We start from the raw sequence: 25,255 nt of genomic DNA, 5'->3' as shown, positions 1-25,255 counted from the left end.
TTTCGCGTCACTCCCCACGATTCTTCGGTGGCCTGGGCGTCAGATCGAATTGCTTCAGGTTGTAGCCACCGTACACGGGACGTTTCTCGAACTCGCCGGGGTTGGCGGAGTCCGGAACCCGGTTGCCCGACCCGTCGAGTTCGAACTCGTCGCGCACCCGCGCCTTGGCGACGTAATAGTCGAGATTTCCCTTGGTCTTGGCACGGGCGAGGTCTGCGGCGAGATTCTGTTCGGCTTCGGTGCCATTCACGCGCATGTTCTCGATGATGCTGTCGACATAGGCCGGGTGGCCCTGCTCGTAGCGGTAGCCGCCGTCGCCCTGCCGGGTGCCGAGCCCGGCGTTCGGCCCCTTCGCCTCCACGACGACGATCCGCGACGTGCCGTCCGGCCCGGTGACCTCGTAGATCTGGTCGAACCGGCCCGAGCCCGGCTTGCTGCCGAGCCGGGTGTTGTCCCCGTGGAGGTCGGGGTCGGGCAGTTCCTTGATCTCGTGGGGCGGCGACGGGAACTGGTCGGCGACGGCGTCGCGCGCGGCGTGCTCGCCGAGCTCCTCGCCGAGATCGGTCCGGTCGCGGTGCGCGTCGGAGCGTTCGCGCTCGATCTCGTCGGTGAGCGTGCCCTTTTCCTTGGCTTCCTGGTAGTCGCCTTCGGCGTCCCGCGCGCGCTGGTTCGCGTCGTGCCGGCGTTCGATCAGGTCCTGGGCTTCGTCCTTCTGCGGCTGCGTCGCGTGGTGCTCGACCTCGTTCTGCTTGTGGTAGGTCGCTTCTTCGAAGTCGTCGGACTTCGGTTCGAAGTGCTCGCCGTCGGGCTTGGTCTTGTCTTCCTTGATCTTCGGGATGCGTTCGTCGGCGGCGTCGACCTGGTCGGCGTTCTTCCGCGAGTACTCGCCGTTCTTGTTCGGGCCGTCGTAGTACTTCTCGCGGTAGGCGTCGTCGTTGATCTTTTCCTTCATCGACGCCTTCGGCTCCCGGTCCGGGTGCTCGATGTCGACCGGTTCTTCGTCGATGTAGCGCTCACCGCGGTGCTGCGCGCTGTCGGCGTCGACGTCGTGCGGGTCGCCGTGGTGCGTGTCCGGCGCGAAGCCGTCGTCGCCCGCCCGGTGCGTGGAGCCGTCCGGGTGGTGGGTGTTCCACTCGCCGTCCGGCGGGATGCGGGGGCGCATCTTCCCGTCGGGGCCGATTTCGTAGTCGGAGGAGAAGACGCGCCCGTGCGAGTCGGTCCACGCGGGTTTCGTCGGGGCCATGACCTCGGTGTCGAGCTCCCGCGAAAGCCGGTGCGCGAAGTCGTTGGAGCTCGCGTCGCAGCCGATGAGCCGGATCGGCCGGCCGTCGTAGTCGGCGTTGCGGCGCAGGATGTCGGCGAACTCTTCGGGCGTGTAGAGCCGGTCCCCGATGCGGGCGTGACCATCCGGCGTGACGTGCACGTCGACGGTGTACCGCCCGTCCGGGTCCGGCTGCACGCGGTGCGGGAGGTCGCCCATGTCGGCGTCCCCGGCGTGGTAGGAGCTGCCGGAGGGGGTGCTTTCGGAGTGGCGCGCGTTGACCTCGTCCGGGGTGAGTGGTTCGGAGTCGGCGTGGTGTGGGGCGCCGTCAGGGTCGTGGTGGCCGCTTTCGTGCGGGCCGTTTTGGTGCGGGCCGCCGTCGGGGCCGTGGGTGCCGCCGGGTCCGGTGTGACCGGGCCGGGTGCCGGGGGCGGGACGGGCGTCGGGACCGCCGTGGGTCCCGGGGCCGAACCCGCGAGCGGCGGGCGCGGGAGCGTCGGGCGTGCGCGGACGCGGGGTGTCCCCACCCGGGCGAGGACGTCCTTCGGGCAGGTCACGCGGCCGCCCGGGAGCATCAACGTGCGGCGAGTGCGCACCGGGACTGCCCGGAGTGCCGGTCCAGCCCCCACCCCCGCCCCGCGGCGACCCACCACCGGACCCGAGGCCACCCCCGCCACCCCCGGGCGGCATGCCTCCACCACCCATGGGCGCACCCCCTTGCGGCGGCACTCCGGAGGCGGCGCCGTCGCCACCGCGAGGCGAGGGGACGGTGCTGGGGTCCCCGGTCCGCGGAGCGGTGGGAGCGGTGCCGCTGGCGGAGGTGGTGCCGTCGGCCCGTGGGGTCGCGGCACTGCTGGGGGTGTCACCACCGGAGTGCGAGCCAGGCGCATCGGACCGCCCGGCGGGCGACGATCCGGAGTGCGCGGGAGAAGGACCGCCATCGCCGCCACGAGTGGGCGACGGGCCACCGTCGCCGCCACGGGTCGGCGACGGGCTGCTGTCCCCGGCATGCGAGGGAGTGTTGTCGCCCGCGCGCGAAGGCGAGTTGTCGCCCGCGCGGTTCGGTGTGTTGTCGCCTGCGTGGGAGGGCGAGTTGTCGGCTGCGCGGCTTGGGCTGTTGTCCCCGGCGTGGGAAGGCGCGTTGTCGCCCGCGCGAGTTGGAGTGCTGTCTCCTGCGTGGGAGGGTGAGTTGTCAGCCGCGCGGTTCGGGCTGCTGTCGCCTGGGCGCGAAGGTGAGTTGTCGCCCGCGCGGGTTGGAGTGTTGTCGCCTGCGTGGGAGGGCGAGTTGTCGGCTGCGCGGCTTGGGCTGCTTTCTCCGGCGTGCGAGGGCGAGTTGTCGCCCGCACGGGTCGGGGTGCTGTCACCCGCGTGCGAAGGCGAGCTGTCCCCGGCGTGCGACGGGCTGCTGTCCCCACCACGGACCGGTGAAGGACTGCCGTCCCCGGCACGTGACGGTGAGCTGTCCCCGCCACGAGTGGGGGACGAGCTGCTGTCGCCCGCGTGCGACGGCGAGTCATCTCCGGCGTGGGAAGACGAGCCGTCTCCGGAGCGAGGTGTGCTGCCGTCGCCAGATCGGGTCGCCGACGGGCTTCCATCTCCCGAGCGTGCCGTCGACGGGCTGCCGTCCGGTGAGCCGGAGGCCGAGTCGGGCGAGGAATCGGTGTTCAACGGGTCCGAACTCGGCGAATCCCCATCCGCGTGACCGGAGGAATCACCGTCCGGCGAACCATCCCCACCATGCGCCCGGGCATGCACGCCCCCGCCACCCTTGGGGACCTTGTGAACAAAACCCCCGGGCTTCACCTTCAACCCGTCCAGGCCACTGACCTTGCCCAGCACCTTGCCGAACACTTTCGCGATCTTCTCGAAAAGGTCGACCAGCTTCGACAGCAGCGGCGACACCTTGCGGATCGTGTCGGTCAGCTTCTTGAGCAGCTCCCCGATCTTCTTGCCCCACTTGGCGATCGCGGCCGTCGCCTGCGCGACGACGACCGGTGTGCCGAAGCCCAGTGAGAAGACTTCCTCCATCACCCACGCGATCAGCTTGCCCACGAGGTCGGCGATCAGCTGCCGCACGGTCTCCCGGACGAACGAGACGACCTGGCCCATGATCATCGTGACCGTGCTGATCGCGCCGGCCACCGTCGCCGCGCCGGACAGGGCGTCGCTGTGCTCGGCCGCGAACTTGCGGTACGCGTCCGCGCCCTGGCCGGTCCAGCCGGCCGTGCCGTTCTTGACCGCGTTGTCGAAGTCGGTCTTGCGCTCGCCCAGCGCCTTCGAGACGTTGCCCCAGGTGTCCGCATAGGACTGGATCACCGGCGGGTTGCCCGCGACGGAGTCGAGCATGTCCTTCAGCGGCTGGATGTGCTCCATCAGGAACGACGCCACCGACGACATCAGGTACCCGAACGGGTCGATCGCGGCGCCCGCGACCTCGCCGGCCAGGCTGAGCACGCCCAGGCCGCCGGAAACCCAGTCGCCGTCCTTGATGCCGTTGAACGCGTCCATCGACGACTCGGCGATGCCGATGCCGCCGGCCCAGCCGTAGTCGCCGTTGCCCGCGGTGAACGCGCCGGGCCCGTCCGGGTCCTGCTTGGCGTCGACGACGAGCGGGTTCCCCTCCGGCATCACGCACCGCCCGCGGACTTGTTCAGGTCACCGGCGACCCCGGCCTCGTACTCGTGGTAGGCCGCCGCGGCCTCGCGGACCTTGCCGGAGACGGCGGTCATCGCCTGCACGGCGTCCTTCAGCGCGTCGATTCCGTACTGCTCCACCGGGTCGAGCAGCATCCGGAACGGCTGGCAGAGGATGCCGTACGCGTCGGTCGGCATGCTGACCTGGTTCGCCGCGTCGACGGCCTGCTGCAGCCCGTCCCCGATGGCGTCGAGCTGGTGGGCGTGCGCCGTCAGGTCGGTGCTGAGTTCCACATCCGTCATCGGTTTCCCCCTCAGGAAAGAATCGGCCCGCCGAAGTCGTCGTCATCGTCGTTGTCGGCCGGACGCCGGCGCCGCGGCGGCTGCGGCGGTTGCTGCGGCTGCGGCGGAGTGCGCGGCGCCGCGGGCGGCGGCGAGTCGGTGTCCTCCGGCAGGAACCGGCGGACGCGGTCGGGTTCCGGGAACGCGGGCTCCGGGTCCGGCGGCGGCTGCGGGAACGTGCTCTGCGCTTCGCGGACGATCTCGGCGGCCGCCTGGTCACCGGTGCCGGTGGTCTCGGTCATCGCCTGCTGCAGCAGCTCCGGGATCCGGGCCTGCGCGCGCTGGACCAGCTGCATCACCTGCGCCGACACCTCGGCCATCCGCTTGCCGGCCGCGGCCTCGGTGATGACGAGGTTCTTCAGCAGCCCGCGCGAGTCGACGGTCACCTGCACCGAGCCGTCCTTCGACCGCTCGGTGACCGACTGGCCCTGCATGCGATCGGCCAGCGCCTGGTACCGGGCGGCGTTCTCCTCGAGCCGCTTGGTCCAGTTGTCGATCATCGCGTCGCTGGCGTCGATGCTGTCCGGCATCCCGGCCCCTTCTCTCTGCTTCTCCCCACTGACGGATCCGGGAGCCCGCCGGTTCCCGGAACACGCAAAGGCCACCATAGGGGACCGGAGGTCCGCCATGGTGGCCTTCGCCGTTCGGGGAACTACAGGTTGCCGCGGCGCTCCTGCTCGCGCTCGATCGCCTCGAACAGGGCCTTGAAGTTGCCCTTGCCGAAGCCCAGCGAGCCGTGGCGCTCGATCAGCTCGTAGAAGACGGTCGGGCGGTCGCCGATCGGCTTCGTGAAGATCTGCAGCAGGTAGCCGTCCTCGTCGCGGTCGACGAGGATGCTGTGCTCCTTGAGCGTCTCGATCGACACGCGGACGTTGCCGATCCGGGCGCGCAGCTCCGGGTCCTCGTAGTAGGACGCCGGGGTGTCGAGGAACTCGACGCCGGCCGCGCGCATCGCGGTGACCGTGGCGATGATGTCGTTGGTGGCCAGCGCGATGTGCTGGCAGCCCGCGCCGCCGTAGAACTCGAGGTACTCGTCGATCTGCGACTTCTTCTTCGCGACGGCGGGCTCGTTCAGCGGGAACTTGACGCGGTGGTTGCCGTTCGAGACGACCTTGCTCATCAGCGCCGAGTACTCGGTCGCGATGTCGTCGCCGACGAACTCCGCCATGTTCACGAAGCCCATGACGCGGTGGTACCAGTCGACCCAGTAGTCCATCTTGCCGAGCTCGACGTTGCCGACGCAGTGGTCGACGGCCTGGAACAGCCGCTTCGGCGCGCCTTCCGGCCGCTTGATCGTGCTCTCGCGCGGCTCGTAGCCGGGCAGGTAGACGCCGGTGTAGCGCGACCGGTCGACCAGCGAGTGGCGGGTTTCGCCGTAGGTCGCGATGGCGGCCATGCGGACGGTGCCGTGCTCGTCGGAGACGTCGTGCGGCTCCTCGAGGACGGTCGCGCCCTGCGCGCGGGCGTGCTCGACGCACTTGTCGACGTCGGTCGTCTCCAGCGCGAGGTCGATGACGCCGTCACCGTGCTTGCGGTGGTGGTCGAGCAGCGGGGAGTCCGGCCGCACGCCACCGGTGATGACGAACCGGGCCGAGCCGGATTTGAGGACGTAGGACTTGCGCTCGAAGTCGCCGGTCTCGGGGCCCGAGTACGCGACGAGCTGCATCCCGAACGCGATCTGGTAGTACCAGGCGGTCTGGGTGGCGTTGCCGGCGATGAACACGACCGCGTCCATGGCCTTGACCGGGAACGGGTCTGTCGAAGCGTCGTGGTCGACGAGGCCGACGAGCTGACGCAGCTGGTCGTAGCTGACGTCGTCGAGGGCGCCCTGGTGGGGTTCGGCAGTCTGGGTCATACCCCGAGGATCAACCCTGTACGGCAAGATGTGCAATGGTCCGAATTTTTGCTGGACAATGTGCTCGGTCACCGCAGGACATCGGCGGTCATCGTGGACAACCTGCGCAGGGGAGAAAGTGATGTCGGAGAACCTCGACGCGTTGGACGCGCGCCTGCTGCTGTTGCTCACCGACTCGCCCCGGCTCGGGGTGCTGGAGTGCGCGCGCCGGCTCGGTGTCGCGCGCGGAACGGTGCAGGCGCGGCTGGACCGGCTCACCGAGCGCGGCATCCTCGGCGGTTTCCCGCCGGAGCTCGACCTGGCGGCGATGGGTTACGGCCTGACGGCGTTCGCGGTGATCGAGATCGCCCAGGGCCGCCGCGCGGAGGTCGCCGAAGCCCTCGCGGCGATCGACGAGGTCTGCGAAGTCCACGCGACGACCGGCCAGGGTGACCTGTTCGTCCGGATGGTGGCACGCGGCAACGACGACCTGCAGCGCGTGATCGACAAGGTGGTCGGGGTCCCGGACGTGCTGCGGACGTCGACGTCGATCGCGCTGTCGACCCCGGTGCCACCGCGGGTCCGCCCGCTGCTGGAGCGGACCGCGCGGGACTGACCCCGAGCTTTCACGTGAAAGCTCGGGCTAGCGTTCGTCGATCACCTGGGCCAGGTACCGCTTCGCCGACCGCTGCACGACGTCGAAGCCGTCGGTGCGCACGATCGCGTCCCACCAGGCGCCGTAGATCGCGTCGAAGCGGTAGCCCGCCAGCAGCTCGGCCGCGCGCCGGACGATGTGCGGTCGCTCGGGGATCAGGTTCGGGTAGCTGTACATGAAGCCGACGTGCGTGCGGTCGCCGATCACCTGCACGATGTCGCCGGACAGCAGCGCGCCGCGGCCCTCTTCGCCGTCCGGCCAGTGCAGCACCGTGCCGCCGGTGAAGTGCACCCCGAGGTTGATCAGGCGCAGGTCGCCGGCGACGTCCAGGGTCGTGCCGGACCACAGCTTCACCGCCGGGTCGGGCCGGCCGATCCACTGCTGGTCGCCTTCGTGCAGGTAGATCGGGACGTCGAAGGCGTGCGCCCACTCGACCATCGTCGTGTAGTAGTGCGGGTGGCTGATCGCGATGCCGGTGATCCCGCCGAGGTCGCGGACCTGCGCCACCAGCGCGTCGTCGAGGTAGGCCGCGCAGTCCCAGAGGAAGTTGCCGGACTTCGCCTGCACCAGCAGCGCGCGTTCGCCGATCGCGAAGCCGGGGTTCGAGCCGACGCCGATGATGCCGCGGCCCTGCTCCTCGATCCGCGGCGTGTAGGTGCCGCTCGCTCGCAGGGACGCGAGGTTCGTCCACTGCTGCCCGGACTGCGGGACGTACTGGCGTTCGTCCTCGCAGACCGGGCAGTCGTCACGGGCCACGGCGTACTGCATGCCGCAGGCCTGGCAGATCGGTTCGGTGCTCACGGCTGCTTCCTCCCAGAATGTGGATCCTGGGAGGACACGCTAGCCGCGTTTACTTGGTGTCGGCGTACGGAACCGCTTTCACGAGGGTGACCTTCTGGAGCTTGCCGTTGGGCAGCTCGTACTCGCGCGACTCGCCCTCCTTGGCGCCGAGCAGGGCCTTGCCCAGCGGCGACTCCGGGGAGTACACGTCGAGCTCGCCCTCGGCGCCTTCCTCACGGGTGGCGAGCAGGAACTTCTCGTCCTCGTCGTCACCCTCGTACCGGACGGTGAGCACCTTGCCCGGGCCGGCGGTGCCGTCGTTCGCGGGCGCCTCGCCGACCTTGGCCGAGCGCAGCAGCTCCTGCAGGTGCCGGATGCGCGCCTCGGCCTGACCCTGTTCCTCACGGGCGGCGTGGTAGCCGCCGTTCTCCTTGAGGTCGCCTTCTTCACGGCTGTCGTTGATGCGCGCGGCGATAACCGGACGATTCTCGATCATTTCGTCGAGCTCGTGCTTCAACCGGTCGTAGGCATCCTGGGTGAGCCAGGTCACCTTGGTGTCGCTCACGGTCACCATCTCCTCGTCGGGCCTGCCAGGCTTGCGTGTTCAAGCCGGCCCACACGGGCGTAGGTGCCCGTGTGGCTGAGATAAAGGAAAAACACGGCCCGTCGTGGGCCGTGCTGAGGGGTCAGAGTATCACGGCGCGACAGGCCGACGCCCGTTATTTCCGCACGCCGTGGGCGTTGGGCGCGCGGTTCACCCCGTTGGCCGCTATGGGGTTGACAGATAGTCTGGTATGTCGTACGAGCAGCCGTACACGTCGGCCGTCACCGGTTCCCCGATGCTCTTGATCGTCGTGCTCATCCTGCTGTACTTCGCGCCGGCGGGGATCAGGAGCTCCTTGCGGCCGCTCTCGGCGCCGGTCTTGTCGCGGACGCGGACGATGCAGACGCCCGGCCGGTTGTTGTCGTCCCGGGTCACGTTGATGGTGATTTCCATCGCGTTGCCCGGTTTGCCGCTGAAGGCGACGCGCTCGGCGTCGATCGGCGCGGCGCCGAGGTTGACGTAGGCGACCCACGCGACCACGCCGCTGACCAGCAGGGCGATGGCCAGGAACAGCCAGCGGCGCCAGCGTTTGGGCGCCTTCGCCCGCGTGGTGCCGTACCGGCCTTCGGGCAGCACGGGCGTTGCCGTTTCCGCCGGTCCGCCTGCCAACGCGGGGCCTCCTGCTCGTTCTTGTCGTACCCGTGAGGACAATGGTGGGGCGGGTACGGCTTCGAGTATCCGCCCGCTGGGTGGGCGGCCCGCAGGTGGGTCGCGGAATACGGGTAGAGAAGGAGTCGTTCGCAGCATGGTGGACCAGCTGACGAAGACCGCCACGCCGCACCTGCGGATGATGGCCGTGCACGCGCATCCGGACGACGAGTCGAGCAAGGGCGCCGCCACGATGGCGCGCTACGCCGCCGAAGGCCACGAGGTGCTGGTCGTCACGTGCACCGGGGGCGAGGCCGGCAGCATCCTCAACCCGGCCATGGACCGGCCCGAGGTGCTCGCGAACATGACCGAGGTCCGCCGCGAGGAGATGGCCCGCGCGGCCAAGATCCTCGGCGTGAGCCAGCGCTGGCTCGGTTTCGTCGACTCCGGCCTGCCGGAGGGCGACCCGCTGCCGCCGGTGCCCGAGGGCTCGTTCGCCGTCGTCCCGCTCGAGGAGTCGACCGAGGCGCTGGTCCGCGTCATCCGCGAGTTCCGCCCGCACGTCATCACGACGTACGACGAGAACGGCGGGTACCCGCACCCCGACCACATCCGCACGCACGAGGTGTCGATGGCGGCGTGGGACGCGGCGCCGGACCCGAGCCGCTTCCCCGACGCCGGCGAGCCGTGGCAGCCGTTGAAGCTGTACTACATGCACGGCTTCTCGAAGGCCCGGATGGTGGCGTTCGACGCCGCGCTGAAGGAGGCCGGGCTCGAGTCGCCGTACACCGAGTGGCTGGAGAAGTGGGACCCCGACCGCGCCGATGTGATGGAGCGGGTGACGACCCGCGTGGAGTGCGGTGAATACTTCGAGGCGCGGGACGAGGCGCTGAAGGCCCACGCCACGCAGATCGACCCGACCAGCCGCTGGTTCGCCGTGCCACTGGAGATCCAGCGCGAGACCTGGCCGACCGAGGAGTACGAGCTGGTCAAGTCGCTGGTCGACAGCACTTTGCCGGAGGACGACCTGTTCGCCGGCATCAAGGAGAAGGTGAACACATGAGTCTGACGCTGTCGGCCGGCGTGGCGCTTCCGGTGACCGCGTCGGCCCTCGTGCTGACGCAGCAGCCCGGCAACGGCGACAACGGCGGGCAGGGGGAGGACTTCGGCAAGTCCTCCCCGGTCGGCTTCCTGGTGCTGATCCTGTTCCTCATCGCGGTGGCCTTCCTGGTCCGTTCGATGACGAAGCACCTCAAGCGCGTCCCGGCCAGCTTCGACGAGCCGGCGGAGGAAGCCGCGGCGGAGCAGCCCGAGCCGGAGAAGAAGAAGGACGAGGCGGCCGAGAAGCCCGCTTCGGACTCCACGGCCACCACGAAGGCCGACTAACCGCGGCTCGGCAAGTGCGTTATCGGTGCCCGTGCTGCGGGCATCAGCTGCGCGCGCCTGACCACGGCGGCGGCGCGAACGGTCCCTCACTGATCGAAGCGCAACACAACTACGCGGATCTCGGCGCGATGGAACTCCGGTTCACGAGGCTGGTGCGCCCGGCCTCCGCGACCGAACCCCTGGACGACGGGTGGCGGCCCATCGATCTCGCCGTCGACAGCTTCGAGCCCCGGGGAGCCAGGGACGCGCCCGTCGACTGGACGACGCTGTACTGGTGGCGGCCGACCTTCCGGCGTCGCGGCTGAGCCGGGGCGAAGCCCGCCGGTGATCGCTCACCGGCGGGATCGCTACAACCGCGGGTCCACCGGGTCCGACTCGAGGGCCAGCACCGCGAACACGCACTCGTGGACCCGCCACAGCGGCTCCCCGCGGGCCACGCGCTCGAGTGCCTCCAGGCCGAGCGCGTACTCCCGCAGCGCCAGCATCCGCTTCCGGTTCAGCCCGCGCTTGCGCAGCCGCTCCAGGTTCGACGGCAGCGTGTAGTCCGGCCCGTAGATGATCCGCAGGTACTCCCGCCCGCGCACCTTCACGCCCGGCTGGACCAGGCCACGCGCGCCGCGGGTCAGGTTGGCCGCCGGCTTCACGACCATGCCCTCGCCGCCGGCGCCGGTCAGCTCCTCCCACCACGCGACGCCACGGGCGACCGACTCCTCGTCGAGGAGGTCGACCGCCAGCGTCCGGGTGCGCTGGAACCGCGGCCCGCCCAGCCGGCCGAGCATCGACAGGTGCCACTCGTGCGGCCGGTCGTGGTAGCTCGCCCCTTCCGACGCCAGCAGCTGGAACGGCGCCAGCTTCACGCCGTCCAAGCCCGAGGTGGGCCAGCAGTACCGCCGGTACGCCGCCCGGTACGACTCCACTGTGGACTCTCGGGTTGCCGTGCGCTCCAGCAGGTCCGTGACGTCGATGCCGCGCGCGGCCGCCGTGGTCAACGCCGTGACCGCCGCCGGCAGGACGGCCTCGGCCGCCGCGCCGACCGCCGCGTACTGGTCCGAGATCAGCGAACCCGCCTTCGCGCTCCACGGCAGCAGCTCGGCGTCGAACAGCAGCCAGCCGCTGTTCAGCCCGTCGAACAGCTCGGCCGCCGCCGTCCGCACCTCCGACAGCAGCGAAGCGTTCTGCGAGGCGGAGAAGAACGGCCGCCCGGTGCGCGTGTACACCGCTCCGCCGCCGCGGATCCCGAAGCGCCGGTACGCGACGTCGTCGTCCTGACACACCAGCACAACGGCCCGCGAGCCCATGTGCTTCTCCTCGCACAGCACGGACTGCACCCCGGCCGCCCGGAACTCGGCGAACGCCTCTTCCGGGTGCTCCAGGTAGTCCTCCCGCGAGGACGTCGAACACGGCGCCATCGTCGGCGGCAGGTACGTCAGCCACCGCGGGTCGACCGCGAACCGGCTCATGACCTCGAGCGCCGCCGCGGACTGCTCCGCCGAGACGCCGACCCGCCCGTGGTGGCTGGTCTGCACGATCCGCTTCCCGGTGACGTCGGCCAGCTCCAGCACGGCGGGCTCGCGCCCACCCAGCGGCCGCGACGCGTCGAGCGGCTTCGACGGCTCGTACCAGACCTGGTGCGCCTTCACCGAGACGACTTCCCGCTCGGGGTAGCGCAGCGCGGTCAGCTTCCCGCCGAAGACGGCCCCGGTGTCGAGGCACATGGTGTTGTTGACCCACTCCGGCTCCAGCGTCGGCGTGTGCCCGTAGAGCACCATCGCGGACCCGCGGTAGTCCCGCGCCCACGGCAGCCGCACCGGCAGGCCGTACTCGTCGGTCTCGCCGGTCGTGTCGCCGTAGAGCGCCATGCTGCGCACCCGCCCGGACGCGCGCCCGTGGTACCGCTCGGGCAGCCCCGCGTGCGCGACGACCAGGTTGCCGCCGTCGAGGACGTAGTGCGCGATCAGGCCGTCGCAGAACTCGTGCGCCTGCCGGCGGAACTCCTCGGTCTCCGCGCCGAGCTGCTCCAGCGACTCCGCGAGCCCGTGCGCGACGTTGACCTTCCGGCCGTGCAGCGCGCGCACCAGCTTCTGCTCGTGGTTGCCGCAGACGACCAGCGCGTTCCCGCTCTCGGCCATGCCCATCACGCGCCGCAGCACACCCGGCGTGTCCGGCCCGCGGTCGACGAGGTCGCCGACGAACACCGCGGTCCGCCCCTCGGGGTGCACACCGTCGGTGTAGCCCAGCTCGCCCAGCAGCTCCTCCAGCTCGGCCGCGCAGCCGTGGACATCACCGATGACGTCGAACGGCCCGGTCAGCTCACGCTTGTCGTTGCGCAGCGGCTCGAGGACGATCTCCGCTTCGGCCACCTCGGTCTCGCCACGCAGCACGTGCACGCGCCGGAACCCCTCGCGCTCCAACGACTTCAGCGACCGCATCAGTTCCCCGCGCTGCCGCCGGATCACGTGCTCGCCGAAGTCGCGGTCGGGCCGGCCGGCGTTGCGGGCCGCGCAGACACCGAGCGGCAGGTCGAGCACGATCGCCGTCGGCAGCACATCGTGCTCCTTCGCGAGCTTCACCAGGCTCGCCCGCGAAGCGCGCTGGACGTTCGTCGCGTCGATGACGGTCAGCCGTCCGGCCGCGAGCCGCTTGCCCGCGACGTAGTGCAGCGTGTCGAAGGCGTCGGCGGACGCGGACTGGTCGTTCTCGTCGTCGGCGACGAGCCCGCGGAAGAAGTCGCTGGAGAGCACCTGCGTCGGCGCGAAGTGCGTGCGCGCGAACGTCGACTTGCCGGAGCCGGAAGCGCCGACGAGCACAACGAGCGACATGTCGGGAACGGTCAGCTTCACGCGGCCACCTCCTTCTCACTCGTGAAGACCGCCAGCTGGGTCGGCGGTCCTGAAGTCTGGTCCTCCGGTCCCACCGGCAGGTAACGAACGGCGTAGCGATTTCGGGCCGCGACGCCGTCCGCCCAGACGCGGAACTGCGCCCTCGTCCATTCGAACCGGTGGTCGGCGTGCCGGAAATGCCCCATCGGCAGGAATTCGAACAGCCGGTTGTACTCCGCGTTGGGCGTCGTGACGAGCACGGTGCGCGGCGCCGCGACCGCGAACACCGCGTGCTCCAGGGCCGGCAGGCGCTCCTCGTCGACGTGCTCGACGACCTCCATCAGCACCGCCGCGTCGTACCCGGCCAGCGCCGGGTCGGCGTAGGTCAGGGCGGACTGCCGCAGCGTCACGCGGCTGCGCTCCTTCAGGCGCTTCTCCGCGATGTCCAGCGCGCTCGCGGAGACGTCGACACCGACGATCTCGGTGAACGACGGCTCCTTCTCGAGCACGCGCAGCAGCGCGCCACTCCCGCAGCCGAGGTCGAGGACGCGCCGCGCGCCGGCCGCCCGCAGCGCGGCGAGCACACTGCCGTGGCGCTGGGTGGCCAGCGGCTCCGGCCGGTCGGGCACCTCGGTGACCAGCGCCTCGGCCTCCGCCGGGACGTCGTCGGACTCGGCCAGCCGCGAAAGCGCGTAGCTCACGACCGGGCGGCGTCGCTCCAGGTAGCGGTTGGTGATGAGCGTCCGCTCGGGGTGGCCGGCGAGCCAGCCGTCGCCGGCGCGCAGCAGCTTGTCGGCCTCGTCCTGCCCGACCCAGTAGTGCTTGTCACCGTCGAGCGCGGGCAGCAGGACGTAGAGGTGGCGCAGCGCGTCGGCGACCCGGTGGGTGCCGGTGAGCCGCAAGTCGACATAACGACTCTCGCCCCACTGCGGGAACTGCGGGTCGAGCGGGATCGGCGTCGCCGTGACGGCCCAGCCGAGCGGCCCGAACAGCTTGTGCACCACCTCGGCCCCGCCGCGCGCCGACAGCGACGGCACATGGATCTCCAGGTCGAAGGCCTCGTCGACCAGCTCGGGACGCGCGGCGCAGCGCCCGGCGAGCGCGGTCGTGAACGCCGCCCGCAGCGCCACCGCGAGGTACGAACCCCCGGCGTACGGCCGGTCGTTGACGTACTGCGTCAGCGACGTCCCACCGCCGCGGACGAGCGCGATGGGGTCGATCTCGACGAGCAAGGCGACGGCGCAGCGTTCCGGCGCGGCTTCGGGGTAGAAGACGTGCGCGGTGCCGGCGGACAGCGCGACCGACTGCGCCTTCTCCGGATGCTTGTGCAGGAGAAAGCCCAGGTCGGTGGCGGGGGTACGGGTCGTCGTGATCGTCAACAGCACCCGCCCAGTGTGGCGGAGGGGCCGGTGACCGCGCGCCCGGTTTTCCCGGGTGCGACCCTGGACGGCATGAACCGCCTCGCCAGCGCGACCAGCCCGTACCTGCTCCAGCACGCGGACAACCCGGTCGAGTGGTGGCAGTGGGGCGCCGACGCGCTCGCCGAGGCGAAACGGCGGAACGTGCCGATCCTGCTCTCCGTCGGCTACGCCGCCTGCCACTGGTGTCACGTGATGGCGCACGAGTCGTTCGAGGACGCCGAAACCGCGGCCGTGATGAACGCACACTTCGTCAACATCAAGGTCGACCGCGAGGAACGGCCGGACATCGACGCCGTCTACATGGCCGCCACGCAGGCGATGACCGGGCAGGGCGGCTGGCCGATGACCTGCTTCCTCACCCCGGACGGCGAGCCGTTCCACTGCGGCACCTACTACCCGCCGACGCCGCGGCCGGGCATGCCGTCGTTCCGGCAGCTGCTCGCCGCCGTCACCGAGGCCTGGCAGGAGCGGCCCGACGAGCTGCTCAACGGCGCCAAGCAGATCGTCGCGCACATCGCGGAGCAGACCGGGCCGCTGCAGGAGTCCGTTGTGGACGAAGTCGTGCTCGCGGCCGCCGTCGAAAAGCTGCGAGGGGAAGCCGATCCGGTCAACGGCGGCTTCGGGCGGGCGCCGAAGTTCCCGCCGTCGATGGTGCTCGAGTTCCTGCTGCGCCACCACGAGCGCACCGGCTCCGAGGCCGCGCTGTCCCTTGTGGACAAGACCGCCGAGGCGATGGCCCGCGGCGGGCTGTACGACCAGCTGGCCGGAGGCTTCGCGCGGTACTCCGTCGACGCCGAGTGGATCGTGCCGCACTTCGAGAAGATGTTGTACGACAACGCGTTGCTGCTGCGCTTCTACGCCCACCTCTGGCGGCGCACCGGCTCGGCGACGGCGTTGCGCGTCACCACCGGGACCGCGGAGTTCCTCGCCGCGGACCTGCGGACGCCCGAAGGTGGCTTCGCGTCTTCGCTGGACGCGGACACCGACGGCGTCGAAGGCCTGACGTACGTCTGGACACCGGCGCAGCTGCGTGACGTGCTCGGCGACGACTCGGCGGCCGAGCTGTTCGGCGTCACGCCCGAAGGTACTTTCGAGGAGGGCGCGTCGACGTTGCGCCTGTTCGGCGACCTGCCGGAGGCCATGCGCGTCCAGCTCCTGGAGGCGCGGGCGAAGCGGCCGCAGCCGGGCCGGGACGACAAGGTGATCGCGTCCTGGAACGGCCTGGCGATCACGGCGCTGGCCGAAGCCGGTGTCGCCCTGGATCGTCCACAGTGGATTCAGCTGGCGGTCGACGCCGCCGAGCTGCTCCTGCGGGTGCACGTCGTCGACGGCCGGTTGCGGCGCAGCTCGCGTGACGGTGTGGTCGGGGACTCGGCGGGGGTGCTGGAGGACTACGCCTGCGTCGCCGACGGGTTCCTGGCCCTGCACCAGGCGACGGCCGACGCGCGCTGGCTCACCGAGGCGACCCGGCTGCTCGACCTGGCGCTGACGCACTTCGCGTCCCCGGACGTCCCGGGCGCGTACTTCGACACCGCCGACGACGCCGAGGTGCTGGTCCAGCGTCCGGCCGACCCGGGTGACAACGCGAGCCCGGCCGGTGCGTCCGCGCTGGCCGGAGCGTTGCTGACGGCGTCTGCGCTGGCGGGCCACGACAGCGTCGGCCGCTACCGGCAGGCCGCCGAGCAGGCACTGCGGCGGGTCGGCGTGCTGGCCGCGCGGGTGCCGCGGTTCGCCGGGCACTGGCTGTCGGTCGCCGAGGCGCTGCAGGCGGGTCCGGTGCAGGTCGCGGTGGTCGGCGCGGACCCGGCGTTGCGCCTGGCCGCGGCCCGCGGGGTGCACGGCGGCGGCATCGTGCTCGCCGGCGAGCCGGACGCGCCCGGGGTGCCCCTGCTGGCCGACCGCCCGCTGGTCGACGGCGGCGCGGCGGCGTACGTCTGCCGCGGTTACGTCTGCGACCGCCCGGTCACGACCGCGGAAGCCCTCACCGCCCAGCTCTGACCCCGAGCTTTCACGTGAAAGCTCGGTTCCGCCGTGGGTGAACGCCGTCCCGATCCACCTGCATTGCGCGTAGCGTGAGTTACGTTGTAATCATGTAATCGCGGAGGTGCGACATGGGACGAGGCTGGAAGGGCGGCCGCGGCTGGCAGCAGGGCGAGGTGCCGTCGGCGGACGACGCGGCGGCCTGGTTCGGCGGGCGCCTGCCCGACGGGTGGTTCACCGGCGCGCCGGAGGTCACGGTCGACCGCGAGGAGATCATCGTGGTCGGCGAGCTGCCGGCGCTCACCGAGGAGTACGCCGACGACGCGGCCCGCGCGGCCGCCGAGGAAGGCCGGATCAGCCGGTACCGCGAGGAGACGCGCGACGAGCGCATCGAAATCGCGCGCCAGGCCGAGCACCGCTACCAGCGCAAGGTGGCGTGGGGCGCGAAGCTCGGCGGCACGACCGCGTTGTTCACGACGCATTCGGCGCCGGTGATGACCCGGCTGCGCCAGCCGGAACGCCTGATCCTCGACACGCTGGTCGACGCCGGCGTGGCACGGTCGCGGTCCGACGCGCTGGCGTGGGCGGTCCGCCTGGTCGGCGAGCACGCCGACAGCTGGCTCGGCGACCTGCGGGAGGCCATGAGCAAGGTCGACGACCTGCGCTCGAAGGGCCCGGACCTGGCCTGAAAGCCGCTCACGACCCGGCCTGTGGGGTGCCGCCCCCTCGGTGGCACCCCACGAGCCTGCCGCGGCTTGTCGTGAGTGGTCAGGGCGGTTCTAACCGCCCCAACCACTCACGACCGGGTCAGTCCGCGACCAGCACCGGCTTCCGGAAACCGGCGCCCAGCTCCCGCTGCCGCCGCACGACCCAGGCGCCGGGCGCGATGCCCGTGCCGCCGTGCTCGGGGTGGATCAGGTACGCCGGCGCGGTGGTGTCGAAGACCGCGACGGCCAGCCGTTCGGGGTCGCTCACCCACCTGGCCAGCCGGCAGGTGCCGCGGTCCGCGACGAGCGTGTGCGGGTTGTTGCCCGCCTCGCCCCGGACGAGTTCGCGGCCTTCGGCGGGCAGGTCCCACCAGCCGCCGCGATGGAGCGTCGCGTCCAGGAAGGCCAACGGGAGGACGAGCAGGTCGCCCTGGGCCTGGAGGCCGTCGATCACCGGGACGGTGACCTGGCGGTCCAGGTGGTCGAGGACGTCGAGCCCGGTCCGGTCGAGCAGTTCTGCGAGTTCCATGGGGTCACCTCGTGGGTCAGGTCCGGCGCCGCAAGCCGGCGTACTGGGCTCCGGTGAGCCCGTACGACCAGCCGGCCGCGTCGAGGGGATGGTCGAATCCGGCGGGCACGCGCAGTCCGTAGCGGCGGCGGGTGCCGTCGCGTTCCACGGAGCCGTTGACGGCCAGCAGCAGCCGGCTCGGCGCGTGCCACTTCTGCGGTGGCAGGGTGTAGAGCCGCAGCTCACAGCCGGGGTTGCCCGGATCGGGCGCCCGGCTCAGCAGCCGCAGCCCGGCCTGGTCGATGTAGGTGGGCCAGCCCAGGTTTTCGATGGCGCAGCGGCGCACCTCGACGTTGAGCTCCCGGTTGATCCGGTCGGCAGTGGGGTCCTCGATCACCCAGGACGGCACCCGTGTGCCGTGCCAGACGTGCACGGCCCAGCCGTCGGGATAAACCACCGCGGGCCCGGACGCGCAGTGCAGCCGGTAAGCGCTTCCTGCGGGCTCGGTGCGGACCGCCAGCGGCCGTTCGGCGACCACGCAGAAGCCGTCGCGAGGCCACCACCAGCCGCAGGATCGGACCAAAGTGGCCCACAGCTCGGCTTCCGGACCGGGCCGGCAGCCGGCCACCCAGTAGGCGTCCTGCTGGCCGTACCAATGCAGCCCGAAATGCTGCCGGATCGCGCCTCGGACCAAGGCGGCGAAGGACTCCTTGACGGTCGGCCACAGCACCGGGTCCGGCCGCCGGTCGTGCCGGCGCAGCTGGGCGACACGCGTGGCCAGCCGGCCTTCCAGCGGCAGCGGCCCGGTCGTGGAAAGCGCTTGCGGTGGCGGCAGGTGCGGCACGGCGGCGTTCGGCGAAGCCACCCACACGAACGCGGGCGGCGGCTCACCCAGCAGCGCGTAGAGGCGGGTGATGGCGTCCTCGGCCGCGGCCCGATCAGCGGGCGCCGTGCAGAAGGCGTGCTTCAGCCACTCGGAATCATCGGGAGGTCGGCGGTCCGGCCGCCGGGAGGCGCTCAACGCGCGAGGGCGCGCACGCCCTTTCGGATCGACATGTTCCGATCATGACAGCACTTTCGCCGCTCGCGCAACCCTGGACCTGGAGCGCCTTCCGCCCTTAGAGTTCGTCGTGCCCGCGGTCCGTGCCGGGGGTTCCGCCGTCACACAGGGTCTTTCACGTGAAGGAACACGCCCATGGACGGCAGGTTCACCCGGCGGCAGCTGATCAAAGGCGGGCTCGCGGTGGCGGCGGTGCCGCTGCTGCCCGGCATCGCTTCGGCCGCGCCCCGCCAGTACCGCGTCGACGTCCCCACGCTCCCGTGGCCGGCGGCGAACGACATCGTCGCGAACACGACGATCCCCGTGTTCCCGGACCGGACGTTCGCGATCACCGACTACGGCGCGAAGAACGACGGCAAGACCGACAACACCGCGGCGATCAAGAAGGCGGTCGACGCCTGCAACGCGGCCGGCGGCGGCCACGTCACCGTGCCGAAGGGGACCTTCCTGACCGGCGCGGTCTACCTGAAGAGCAACGTCGACCTGCACCTCGAATCCGGCGCCGTGCTGAAGTTCGGCGGTGACGCGTCGAAGTTCCCGAACGTGCTCACGCGCTACGAAGGCATCGAGTGCGTCAACCACTCGCCGATGATCTACGCCTACCGGGAAAAGAACATCGCCCTCACCGGCAGCGGCACGCTCGACGCGGCGGCGACGTCGTCGTGGAACAAGGGCAGCGACCGTACCTACCTGGAAACGCTGGTGGCCAAGGGAACCCCGCCGGAGAAGCGGGTGGTGCCCGGCTCCGGCCACACCATGCGTTCGACGTTCGTCGAGCCGTACGCGTGCGAGAACGTGCTGATCCAGGGCGTCACGCTGAAGAACTCGATGTTCTGGCAGCTGCACCCGACGCTGTGCCGCAACGTGACCGTCGACGGCGTCACCACCGACCCCAGCACCGCGCACTCCAACACCGACGGCTGCGACCCGGAGTCGTGCGACCACGTGGTCATCGCGAACTGCAGCCTCGGCGCGCACGACGACAACATCGCGATCAAGTCCGGCCGCGACGCCGACGGGCGCCGGGTGAACGTCCCGTGCCAGAACCTCGTGGTGGTGAACTGCGTGATGAACGGCAACTGGGGCGCGATCACCTGCGGCAGCGAGCAGACCGGCGGGATCCGCAACGTCTACGCGTACCAGCTCACCGTGAAGGGTGACACCAAGTTCGCCCTGTACGTGAAGTCGAACACGCTGCGTGGCGGGTTCTCGGAGAACATCAACCTCGACAGTATTTCCGGCACGTTCGCGCGGAACTTCGTGTTCGTGACGTCGACGTACAACAGCCAGACGGGGAAGACGCCTCCCTCGTTCGGGCCGTTCACGATCAGCAACTGCACGAGCACGAAGATCGCCGGCAAGACCTTCGACGTCAGCGGGCTTTCGACCGCCCACGTGCACGGGTTCGCCGTTTCGGACTCGAAGTTCGCGGGTGTGTCCGACGCCTCGAACACGCTGAAGTACGTGGACAACGCCCGGTTCACGAACGTGACGGTGAACGGCAAGCCCGTCTGACGTGGCAGGATCGGCGCGGCTGCGGCAGGCTTACTACCAACGAGTAGGAAGCCTGCCGTTCGTCCTTTCCGGAGGTTAGCCGTGGACATCCCCGAAGTGCCGTCGAAGGTGGATCCGGACGAGCTGACCACCGTCCTCGACGGCCGCTGGGCCGAGCTGCGCCGCGGGGTGCGCGCGCAGATGAGCGGCACCGAGTTCCGGGACCCGGTGAACCTCGGCGTCGAGGCGCACCGCGCCCAGGTGCTCGACCAGCTGCGCGCGCTCGCCGAGACCGACCGGCCCGGCCTGGGCTTCGATTCGGCCTACGGCGGCGGTGGTGACGTCGGCGGCTCGGTGACGTCGTTCGAGATGCTGGGCTACGGCGACCTGTCGCTGATGGTGAAGGCCGGTGTCCAATGGGGACTGTTCGGCGGCGCGGTCCAGCTGCTGGGCACGGCCCGCCACCACGAGCGGCACCTGCGCGAGATCATCGACCTGCGCCTGCTCGGCTGCTTCGCGATGACCGAACACGGCCACGGCTCCGACGTCCAGCACCTGCGCACCACGGCGACCTATGTGGACGGTGGGTTCGTCGTGCACACGCCGGATGCCATGGCGCAGAAGGAGTACATCGGCAACGCGGCCCGCGACGGCCGGATGGCGGTGGTGTTCGCCCAGCTCGTCACCGGCGGCGAGTCCCGCGGGGTGCACGCGTTCCTGGTGCCGATCCGCGACGAGGCCGGCGCGCCGGCGCCGGGAGTGTCCATCGAGGACTGCGGCCCGAAGGCGGGCCTCAACGGCGTCGACAACGGACGGCTGAGCTTCGACAACGTCCGGGTCCCGCGCGAGGCCCTGCTGAACCGCTTCGGCGACGTCGCCGAAGACGGCACGTACTCGAGCCCGATCGAGAGTGACAGCCGCCGCTTCTTCACCATGCTGGGCACGCTGATCCGCGGGCGCGTGAGTGTCGGCGGAAGCGCGGGAAGCGCGACAAAACGCGCGCTCGCCCTGGCCGTCCGCTACGGCGAGCAGCGCCGTCAGTTCATGACCCCGGACGGCGATGAGGTGGTCATCCTCGACTACCTCGGCCACCAGCGGAAGCTGCTGCCGGCGCTGGCGAAGACGTACGCGCTGCACTTCGCGCAGGAAGAGCTCGTGTCGAAGCTGCACGACATCGACTCGTCGGCGCCGGAGGAGGAGCAGCGCGAGCTGGAGTCGCGCGCGGCCGGCCTGAAGGCGCTCAACACGTGGCACGCGACGGCGACGATCCAGGCCGCGCGCGAGGCCTGCGGCGGCGCGGGGTACCTGGCGGAGAACCTGCTGCCCGGCCTGAAGGCCGACACCGACGTCTTCACGACGTTCGAAGGCGACAACACGGTGCTGCTGCAGCTGGTCGCGAAGGGCCTGCTGACCAGCTACAAACACGACTTCGAGGACCTCTCGCCGCTGGCCACGGCCCGGTTCTTCACCGACCAGGTGGTCAGCGCGATCCTGGAGCGGACGTCCGTGCGCAAGGCCCTGGACGCGCTCACCGAGGGGTCGGACTCGGACGTCTTCTTCAGCCGTGAGTGGCAGCTGCGGCTGTTCGAGGACCGCGAGGAGCACGTCGTCGAGGGAGTGGCGAAGCGCCTGCGCAAGGCGGCGTCGGACCCGTTCGGCGTGTTCAACTCGGCGCAGGACCACGTGCTGCGCGCGGGCCGGGTGCACGTCGAGCGGCTGATCCTGTCGGCGTTCGCGTCGGCGATCTCCCGGTGTGAAGACGCGGACGCCCGTTCGCTGCTGGAGCGGGTCTGCGACCTCTACGCGCTGTCGGCGATCGAGGAGGATCTGGCCTGGTTCCTGGGCCACGGCCGGTTGTCGGCGGCACGGGGAAAGGCCGTCACCGCGGCGGTGAACGGCCTCTGCGCCGAGCTGCGCCCGCACGCGCGGGCCCTGGTCGACGCGTTCGCCATCCCGGACCAGTTCCTGGCGGCGCCGATGCTGACGTCCTGATCGTCCCTTTGGTGCGGTTTCCTTGTGAGGCAAGGGAAAGGGGAGCGGCGCGCGTGCTCTACGCTGGCGCGTCCGCTCCCGCTCCCCGAAGGAACCCCCCATGGGCGCACGCCGTGAAAGACGCTTGCTCGAGCTCGCCGCACCCCTGATGCAACCGGGCGAAACGCCCGAAGTGATCACGATGGCCAAGGTGGGCTCGGTCCGCCAGGTCTTCGGCCAGGGCATCGCCCTCGGCATCGCCACCGCCGTGCTCAGCGGCGGCATGATGTTCTCGATCACGACCCAGCGCGAGCTCTACCTGCTGCTGACCGACCGTCAGCTGCTGTTCTTCGAGGCCGACCCGTCGACCGGCGGCCCGCGCAAAGCCCTCTTCGGCGTGCCGCGCGAGCAGGTCGCAATCACCGAGCCGACGAGCGGCTTCCTGGTGAAGTTCGAGCTGTACGTCCAGGGCGCGGACCGCGCGCTGACGCTGTCGATGCCGCCGTTCCCGCCGTCGATGCGGAAGAAGGGCCTGCGGCTGCTGGCCGGGCTGGCGCGCCTGCGCACGGCCCCGGCCTGAACCCGGGGGCGGCCGGGGTCGGGGCCCGGCCGCCCGCACCGGGCGGTCCTACTTGCGGTGCTTGCCGTTGTCGTCGGTGACCTCGAACTGCTCCTTGCGGACCTTGCCCGAGACGGTCTGCTCGTCGGTGACCGTCTCGGTCCGCAGGCGCGCCCGCTCGACCGGCACGGTTTCCTTGCGCACCACCGGCTTCTCCGCGTGCAGGACGACGTCCTGTTCGGCCTCGCCGATGTCCCCGCCGGCCTGGCCGTCCTTGATCGGCTCGCGCTCGATGCGCACCTCTTCGTGCCGCACCGGCACGGTGACCTGCTGCTCTTCGGTGACGACGTACTTGCGCAGCCGCACGTGCCCGGTCTCGACCTGTTCGGTGCCGACGTTGAGCCGCTCCTCGGAGCGCGTCATGACGCGGTCGTCGTCCTTTTCGGACTTACCGCGGCCCATCGCCGGGTCGCCGGCCTTACCGCGGCCGGCCATGCCCTGGCCCGCGTCGGCCATTCCGGCCTTCTCCTGGCCCGCCCGGCCTTTCCCGGCGCCGCCCATCGCCGGGTCGCGACCCTGCGACCGGTCGTCCATCCGGCCGTCGGGCGAGGTGCGCGGCATCGGAAGGCCGTAGTGCTGGTAGAGCTGCGCGCTCTCCTCGGGGGAAAGGTGCCCGTCGGCGTCGATGCGCGGCGCGTCCGAGACGGCGTCCTTGTCGACCCGGACGTGCACGCCGTCCTTGTCGGTGTGCGCGCCGGAGAGCGGGACGAAGCTCTCCTTGGTCCCGAACAGGCCGGTCTTGACGGTGATCCACTCCGGCTGGCGGGTCGCGTCGGCGAGGTAGACGTTGCCGACCTTCCCGAGCTTGTTGCCGGCCGGGTCGACCACGGCACTGTCGATGAGCTCCTGGGGCTGCATGGTCTTGGCCATCGCTGTGCTGCTCCTTCCACGCGTTGGGTCTGTAGGGGTTACGGTCGGCCGTGCTGTTGATCACGGCAACCGCCGTGGTGCACCCGTGGGTGACCCACGAAGGTGGTGGTTTGAAGCGGTCCCCGCTGGTCAGGCCCGAGGTGTCCCCGCAGGTCGGCGGGGGTGCGAGTGAGGCGCCGGGCGGCGTGGGTGATGGCGCGAAGGTGTGGACCTCGGCCTCCCTGGGAAGCAGGGGGCATGGACGAGTGCGAAGTGATGTGGCGCGTCCCCGCGGACGCGGACGCGGTGATGCAGTTCGTCGGCTGGGACCACCCGCTGCCGGCGGTGGTGCTGAAGCTCGGCGAGGTGACGATGACGCTCGCCCCGCCCCGCAACCGCGCGGAGGACATCGAGTTCGCCAAGTTCATGGTGAAGCTGGCGGCCGCAGCCCGCGACGCGGCGAAGCAGGTCCTGCCGCTGTGACCGGCGCCACTCCCGCTGCTGTCACAACTCGGGGCGCCACCGCGTCAAGGCTGTGGAACTCCAGAGGAAGGGAAGCACCATGGAAGCGCGTCTCAACATGTTCGAGAACGAGGTCACGACCAAGTTCTTCAAGCGCCTGATCGCGGCGTCCCGCCCGATCGAGGAGTCCGGCCTCCCCAAGGCGACGCAGGAGCTGGTGAAGATCCGGGCGAGCCAGATCAACGGCTGCGGAATGTGCCTGGACATGCACACCAAGGACGCGGCAGCGGCCGGCGAGACGGCGGTCCGCCTGGCGTTGGTGGCGGCGTGGCGCGAGGCAACGGTGTTCACCGAGGCCGAGCGCGCGGCCCTGGCGCTGACGGAGGAGGGAACCCGCCTGGCGGACGCGCACGAAGGCGTCAGCGACGAGACGTGGGAAGCGGTCCGCAAGCACTACGACGACGAGCAGGTCGGCGCGATGGTGTGCCTGGTGGCGGAGATCAACACGTGGAACCGGCTGAACGTGATCCTGCGCAACCCGGCGGGCGAGTACCAGCCGGGGATGTTCGGCTGAGTCTCGGTACGGCAAGCTGAGCGCATGAGCGATGGGGGAGAAACACAGGCCGCCGGTTCCCGGAGACGGGCCCTGGCCTGCGTGATCGCCGGTGCGGCGGCCATAGTGTTGTTCGTCTTCGTGGCGCTGGTGTCGCGTTGGTGGACGTCATGGTTGTGGGTGGCGGTGCTGGTGCCTTATACGGGGATCCAGTGGGCGCGGTACCGGCGGTTGAAGCCGCAGGGGTAGCCGGGTGTTCGGACCTGGCGGACCCCGGCCAGGCCCCACCCTGCATCCCGATCCGAAGCCAGAACACGGCCGGTGGGGGGGGGGGGGGGGGGGGGGGGGGGGGGGGGGGGGGGGGGGGGGGGGGGGGGGGGTGACGTACGTACACCCCCCCCCCCCCCCCCCCCCCCCCCCCCCCCCCCCCCCCCCCCCCCCCCCCCCCCCCCCCACCGGCCGTTGTCACGATCAGGCGTCGGGATGGAGGTCCCCAACGACGGTGCGTAACAGAGATCGACTCCCAGACGACCCGATTGTCACCACCGCTCGTAGCTCGTCGAGGAGGCCGGGATGGGGCAGGGGACTCGTGTGCCGCCGCCGCGCGGCGCTGCGCCAGGTAACCCGCTGGCGGCCGCACCGCCCGGCCGGCGGGCGAAGCGGAGCGGCAGCCCGCCGTGCCGGAAGCGGATGCGGCCGCCCAGGCGAGGGGCTACGTAGGCGACAGGG

At 70.9% G+C, this 25,255-nt stretch carries 23 protein-coding genes; 11 read left to right on the top strand and 12 right to left on the bottom strand.

The annotated features are described in order from the left end of the window. Positions 1 to 7: 7 nt before the first annotated feature. The 4 genes from ACZ63J_RS45040 to hppD form a co-directional block, all read right to left on the bottom strand. The gene (locus ACZ63J_RS45040) at positions 8 to 3,889 is read right to left on the bottom strand and encodes a hypothetical protein (RefSeq protein ID WP_465439939.1); all 3,882 of its coding nucleotides are present in this window, start codon (positions 3,887 to 3,889) and stop codon (positions 8 to 10) included. Beyond that, positions 3,889 to 4,197 carry a type VII secretion target gene (locus tag ACZ63J_RS45035; protein ID WP_465302644.1) on the bottom strand — a complete coding sequence of 103 codons (309 nt, stop codon included), beginning with the start codon at positions 4,195 to 4,197 and terminating at the stop codon, positions 3,889 to 3,891. Before ACZ63J_RS45035 ends, ACZ63J_RS45040 begins: the two co-directional genes overlap by 1 nt. A gap of 11 nt (positions 4,198 to 4,208) precedes the next feature. Then, positions 4,209 to 4,766: a YbaB/EbfC family nucleoid-associated protein gene (locus ACZ63J_RS45030; protein ID WP_465408947.1), complete on the bottom strand. Its 558-nt coding sequence runs from the start codon at positions 4,764 to 4,766 to the stop codon at positions 4,209 to 4,211. A gap of 122 nt (positions 4,767 to 4,888) precedes the next feature. Beyond that, entirely contained in the window at positions 4,889 to 6,091 is a 1,203-nt protein-coding gene (gene hppD, locus ACZ63J_RS45025; protein ID WP_465342420.1) for a 4-hydroxyphenylpyruvate dioxygenase, read from the bottom strand. A 121-nt stretch (positions 6,092 to 6,212) separates the two neighbouring features. Here hppD and ACZ63J_RS45020 point away from each other — a divergent pair, with 121 nt between their 5' ends. After that, positions 6,213 to 6,686, top strand: a complete 474-nt coding sequence (locus ACZ63J_RS45020) for an Lrp/AsnC family transcriptional regulator (protein ID WP_465302650.1) — start codon at positions 6,213 to 6,215, stop codon at positions 6,684 to 6,686. Positions 6,687 to 6,713: 27 nt separating this feature from the next. On the opposite strand, the gene ACZ63J_RS45015 is transcribed toward ACZ63J_RS45020, so the two are convergent. The 3 genes from ACZ63J_RS45015 to ACZ63J_RS45005 form a co-directional block, all read right to left on the bottom strand. Continuing rightward, a complete protein-coding gene (locus tag ACZ63J_RS45015) occupies positions 6,714 to 7,526 on the bottom strand; it encodes an MBL fold metallo-hydrolase (RefSeq protein WP_465408945.1) in 813 nt (270 codons plus the stop codon). Between the two features lie 49 nt (positions 7,527 to 7,575). Then, positions 7,576 to 8,079, bottom strand: coding sequence for a transcription elongation factor GreA (gene greA, locus ACZ63J_RS45010; RefSeq protein ID WP_020641255.1), 504 nt, complete (start codon positions 8,077 to 8,079; stop codon positions 7,576 to 7,578). 195 nt (positions 8,080 to 8,274) lie between these two features. After that, on the bottom strand, positions 8,275 to 8,718 hold the full coding sequence (locus ACZ63J_RS45005) for a DUF4307 domain-containing protein (RefSeq protein ID WP_465302656.1): 444 nt from the start codon (positions 8,716 to 8,718) through the stop codon (positions 8,275 to 8,277). Positions 8,719 to 8,854: 136 nt separating this feature from the next. Between ACZ63J_RS45005 and mca the strand changes: the two genes are divergently transcribed. From mca to ACZ63J_RS44990, 3 genes are read left to right on the top strand one after another with little or no spacing between them, the layout of a single operon-like run. After that, positions 8,855 to 9,760, top strand: a complete 906-nt coding sequence (gene mca, locus ACZ63J_RS45000) for a mycothiol conjugate amidase Mca (RefSeq protein ID WP_465408942.1) — start codon at positions 8,855 to 8,857, stop codon at positions 9,758 to 9,760. Further along, positions 9,757 to 10,083, top strand: a complete 327-nt coding sequence (locus tag ACZ63J_RS44995; RefSeq protein ID WP_465408941.1) for a hypothetical protein — start codon at positions 9,757 to 9,759, stop codon at positions 10,081 to 10,083. The genes mca and ACZ63J_RS44995 overlap by 4 nt, the downstream gene beginning before the upstream one ends. A 14-nt stretch (positions 10,084 to 10,097) precedes the next feature. Continuing rightward, positions 10,098 to 10,388: a CPCC family cysteine-rich protein gene (locus tag ACZ63J_RS44990; protein ID WP_465408939.1), complete on the top strand. Its 291-nt coding sequence runs from the start codon at positions 10,098 to 10,100 to the stop codon at positions 10,386 to 10,388. 42 nt (positions 10,389 to 10,430) lie between these two features. Here the strand turns inward: ACZ63J_RS44990 and ACZ63J_RS44985 are convergent, their stop codons facing one another. After that, on the bottom strand, positions 10,431 to 12,923 hold the full coding sequence (locus ACZ63J_RS44985) for a polynucleotide kinase-phosphatase (protein ID WP_465408937.1): 2,493 nt from the start codon (positions 12,921 to 12,923) through the stop codon (positions 10,431 to 10,433). Beyond that, a complete protein-coding gene (locus ACZ63J_RS44980) occupies positions 12,920 to 14,287 on the bottom strand; it encodes a 3' terminal RNA ribose 2'-O-methyltransferase Hen1 (protein ID WP_465408935.1) in 1,368 nt (455 codons plus the stop codon). The genes ACZ63J_RS44985 and ACZ63J_RS44980 overlap by 4 nt, the downstream gene beginning before the upstream one ends. Before the next feature lie 66 nt (positions 14,288 to 14,353). Between ACZ63J_RS44980 and ACZ63J_RS44975 the strand changes: the two genes are divergently transcribed. Both ACZ63J_RS44975 and ACZ63J_RS44970 read left to right on the top strand, forming a co-directional pair. After that, positions 14,354 to 16,321, top strand: a complete 1,968-nt coding sequence (locus tag ACZ63J_RS44975; protein WP_465408933.1) for a thioredoxin domain-containing protein — start codon at positions 14,354 to 14,356, stop codon at positions 16,319 to 16,321. A 113-nt stretch (positions 16,322 to 16,434) separates the two neighbouring features. After that, positions 16,435 to 16,992, top strand: coding sequence for a hypothetical protein (locus tag ACZ63J_RS44970; RefSeq protein ID WP_465302666.1), 558 nt, complete (start codon positions 16,435 to 16,437; stop codon positions 16,990 to 16,992). Between the two features lie 118 nt (positions 16,993 to 17,110). Here the strand turns inward: ACZ63J_RS44970 and ACZ63J_RS44965 are convergent, their stop codons facing one another. Both ACZ63J_RS44965 and ACZ63J_RS44960 read right to left on the bottom strand, forming a co-directional pair. After that, positions 17,111 to 17,539, bottom strand: a complete 429-nt coding sequence (locus ACZ63J_RS44965; protein WP_465408870.1) for a hypothetical protein — start codon at positions 17,537 to 17,539, stop codon at positions 17,111 to 17,113. Positions 17,540 to 17,555: 16 nt separating this feature from the next. Next, on the bottom strand, positions 17,556 to 18,539 hold the full coding sequence (locus ACZ63J_RS44960) for a DUF6745 domain-containing protein (RefSeq protein WP_465408868.1): 984 nt from the start codon (positions 18,537 to 18,539) through the stop codon (positions 17,556 to 17,558). Between the two features lie 174 nt (positions 18,540 to 18,713). Here ACZ63J_RS44960 and ACZ63J_RS44955 point away from each other — a divergent pair, with 174 nt between their 5' ends. The 3 genes from ACZ63J_RS44955 (at position 18,714) to ACZ63J_RS44945 (ending at position 22,623) form a co-directional block, all read left to right on the top strand. After that, entirely contained in the window at positions 18,714 to 20,093 is a 1,380-nt protein-coding gene (locus tag ACZ63J_RS44955; protein WP_465439937.1) for a glycosyl hydrolase family 28 protein, read from the top strand. A gap of 81 nt (positions 20,094 to 20,174) precedes the next feature. Further along, positions 20,175 to 22,064 (top strand): acyl-CoA dehydrogenase family protein, encoded by a 1,890-nt coding sequence (locus ACZ63J_RS44950; RefSeq protein WP_465408862.1) that lies wholly within the window; start codon positions 20,175 to 20,177, stop codon positions 22,062 to 22,064. Between the two features lie 100 nt (positions 22,065 to 22,164). Next, a complete protein-coding gene (locus ACZ63J_RS44945; protein ID WP_465408860.1) occupies positions 22,165 to 22,623 on the top strand; it encodes a hypothetical protein in 459 nt (152 codons plus the stop codon). A gap of 48 nt (positions 22,624 to 22,671) precedes the next feature. Here ACZ63J_RS44945 and ACZ63J_RS44940 read toward each other — a convergent pair whose 3' ends face one another. Further along, positions 22,672 to 23,532 (bottom strand): DUF2382 domain-containing protein, encoded by an 861-nt coding sequence (locus tag ACZ63J_RS44940; protein WP_465439935.1) that lies wholly within the window; start codon positions 23,530 to 23,532, stop codon positions 22,672 to 22,674. A gap of 237 nt (positions 23,533 to 23,769) precedes the next feature. Between ACZ63J_RS44940 and ACZ63J_RS44935 the strand changes: the two genes are divergently transcribed. Continuing rightward, positions 23,770 to 23,994, top strand: coding sequence for a hypothetical protein (locus ACZ63J_RS44935; protein WP_465302680.1), 225 nt, complete (start codon positions 23,770 to 23,772; stop codon positions 23,992 to 23,994). A 79-nt stretch (positions 23,995 to 24,073) separates the two neighbouring features. After that, entirely contained in the window at positions 24,074 to 24,547 is a 474-nt protein-coding gene (locus ACZ63J_RS44930; protein WP_465408857.1) for a carboxymuconolactone decarboxylase family protein, read from the top strand. The last annotated feature ends 708 nt before the right edge of the window (positions 24,548 to 25,255 follow it).

The sequence above is a fragment of the Amycolatopsis sp. NPDC104863 genome, assembly GCF_055582965.1.
The sequence above is the reverse complement of the archived record's forward strand: the minus strand, read 5'-3'. Positions and strand labels throughout refer to the sequence as shown.

What these genes read in the sequence shown, in the direction of transcription:
- ACZ63J_RS45040 (WP_465439939.1), bottom strand. Translation starts at nt 3,889, where the DNA reads ATGCCGGAGGGGAACCCGCTCGTCGTCGACGCCAAGCAGGACCCGGAC.
- ACZ63J_RS45035 (WP_465302644.1), bottom strand. Translation starts at nt 4,197, where the DNA reads ATGACGGATGTGGAACTCAGCACCGACCTGACGGCGCACGCCCACCAG.
- ACZ63J_RS45030 (WP_465408947.1), bottom strand. Translation starts at nt 4,766, where the DNA reads ATGCCGGACAGCATCGACGCCAGCGACGCGATGATCGACAACTGGACC.
- hppD (WP_465342420.1), bottom strand. Translation starts at nt 6,091, where the DNA reads ATGACCCAGACTGCCGAACCCCACCAGGGCGCCCTCGACGACGTCAGC.
- ACZ63J_RS45020 (WP_465302650.1), top strand. Translation starts at nt 6,213, where the DNA reads ATGTCGGAGAACCTCGACGCGTTGGACGCGCGCCTGCTGCTGTTGCTC.
- greA (WP_020641255.1), bottom strand. Translation starts at nt 8,079, where the DNA reads ATGGTGACCGTGAGCGACACCAAGGTGACCTGGCTCACCCAGGATGCC.
- mca (WP_465408942.1), top strand. Translation starts at nt 8,855, where the DNA reads ATGGTGGACCAGCTGACGAAGACCGCCACGCCGCACCTGCGGATGATG.
- ACZ63J_RS44995 (WP_465408941.1), top strand. Translation starts at nt 9,757, where the DNA reads ATGAGTCTGACGCTGTCGGCCGGCGTGGCGCTTCCGGTGACCGCGTCG.
- ACZ63J_RS44975 (WP_465408933.1), top strand. Translation starts at nt 14,354, where the DNA reads ATGAACCGCCTCGCCAGCGCGACCAGCCCGTACCTGCTCCAGCACGCG.
- ACZ63J_RS44970 (WP_465302666.1), top strand. Translation starts at nt 16,435, where the DNA reads ATGGGACGAGGCTGGAAGGGCGGCCGCGGCTGGCAGCAGGGCGAGGTG.
- ACZ63J_RS44965 (WP_465408870.1), bottom strand. Translation starts at nt 17,539, where the DNA reads ATGGAACTCGCAGAACTGCTCGACCGGACCGGGCTCGACGTCCTCGAC.
- ACZ63J_RS44955 (WP_465439937.1), top strand. Translation starts at nt 18,714, where the DNA reads ATGGACGGCAGGTTCACCCGGCGGCAGCTGATCAAAGGCGGGCTCGCG.
- ACZ63J_RS44945 (WP_465408860.1), top strand. Translation starts at nt 22,165, where the DNA reads ATGGGCGCACGCCGTGAAAGACGCTTGCTCGAGCTCGCCGCACCCCTG.
- ACZ63J_RS44940 (WP_465439935.1), bottom strand. Translation starts at nt 23,532, where the DNA reads ATGGCCAAGACCATGCAGCCCCAGGAGCTCATCGACAGTGCCGTGGTC.
- ACZ63J_RS44935 (WP_465302680.1), top strand. Translation starts at nt 23,770, where the DNA reads ATGGACGAGTGCGAAGTGATGTGGCGCGTCCCCGCGGACGCGGACGCG.
- ACZ63J_RS44930 (WP_465408857.1), top strand. Translation starts at nt 24,074, where the DNA reads ATGGAAGCGCGTCTCAACATGTTCGAGAACGAGGTCACGACCAAGTTC.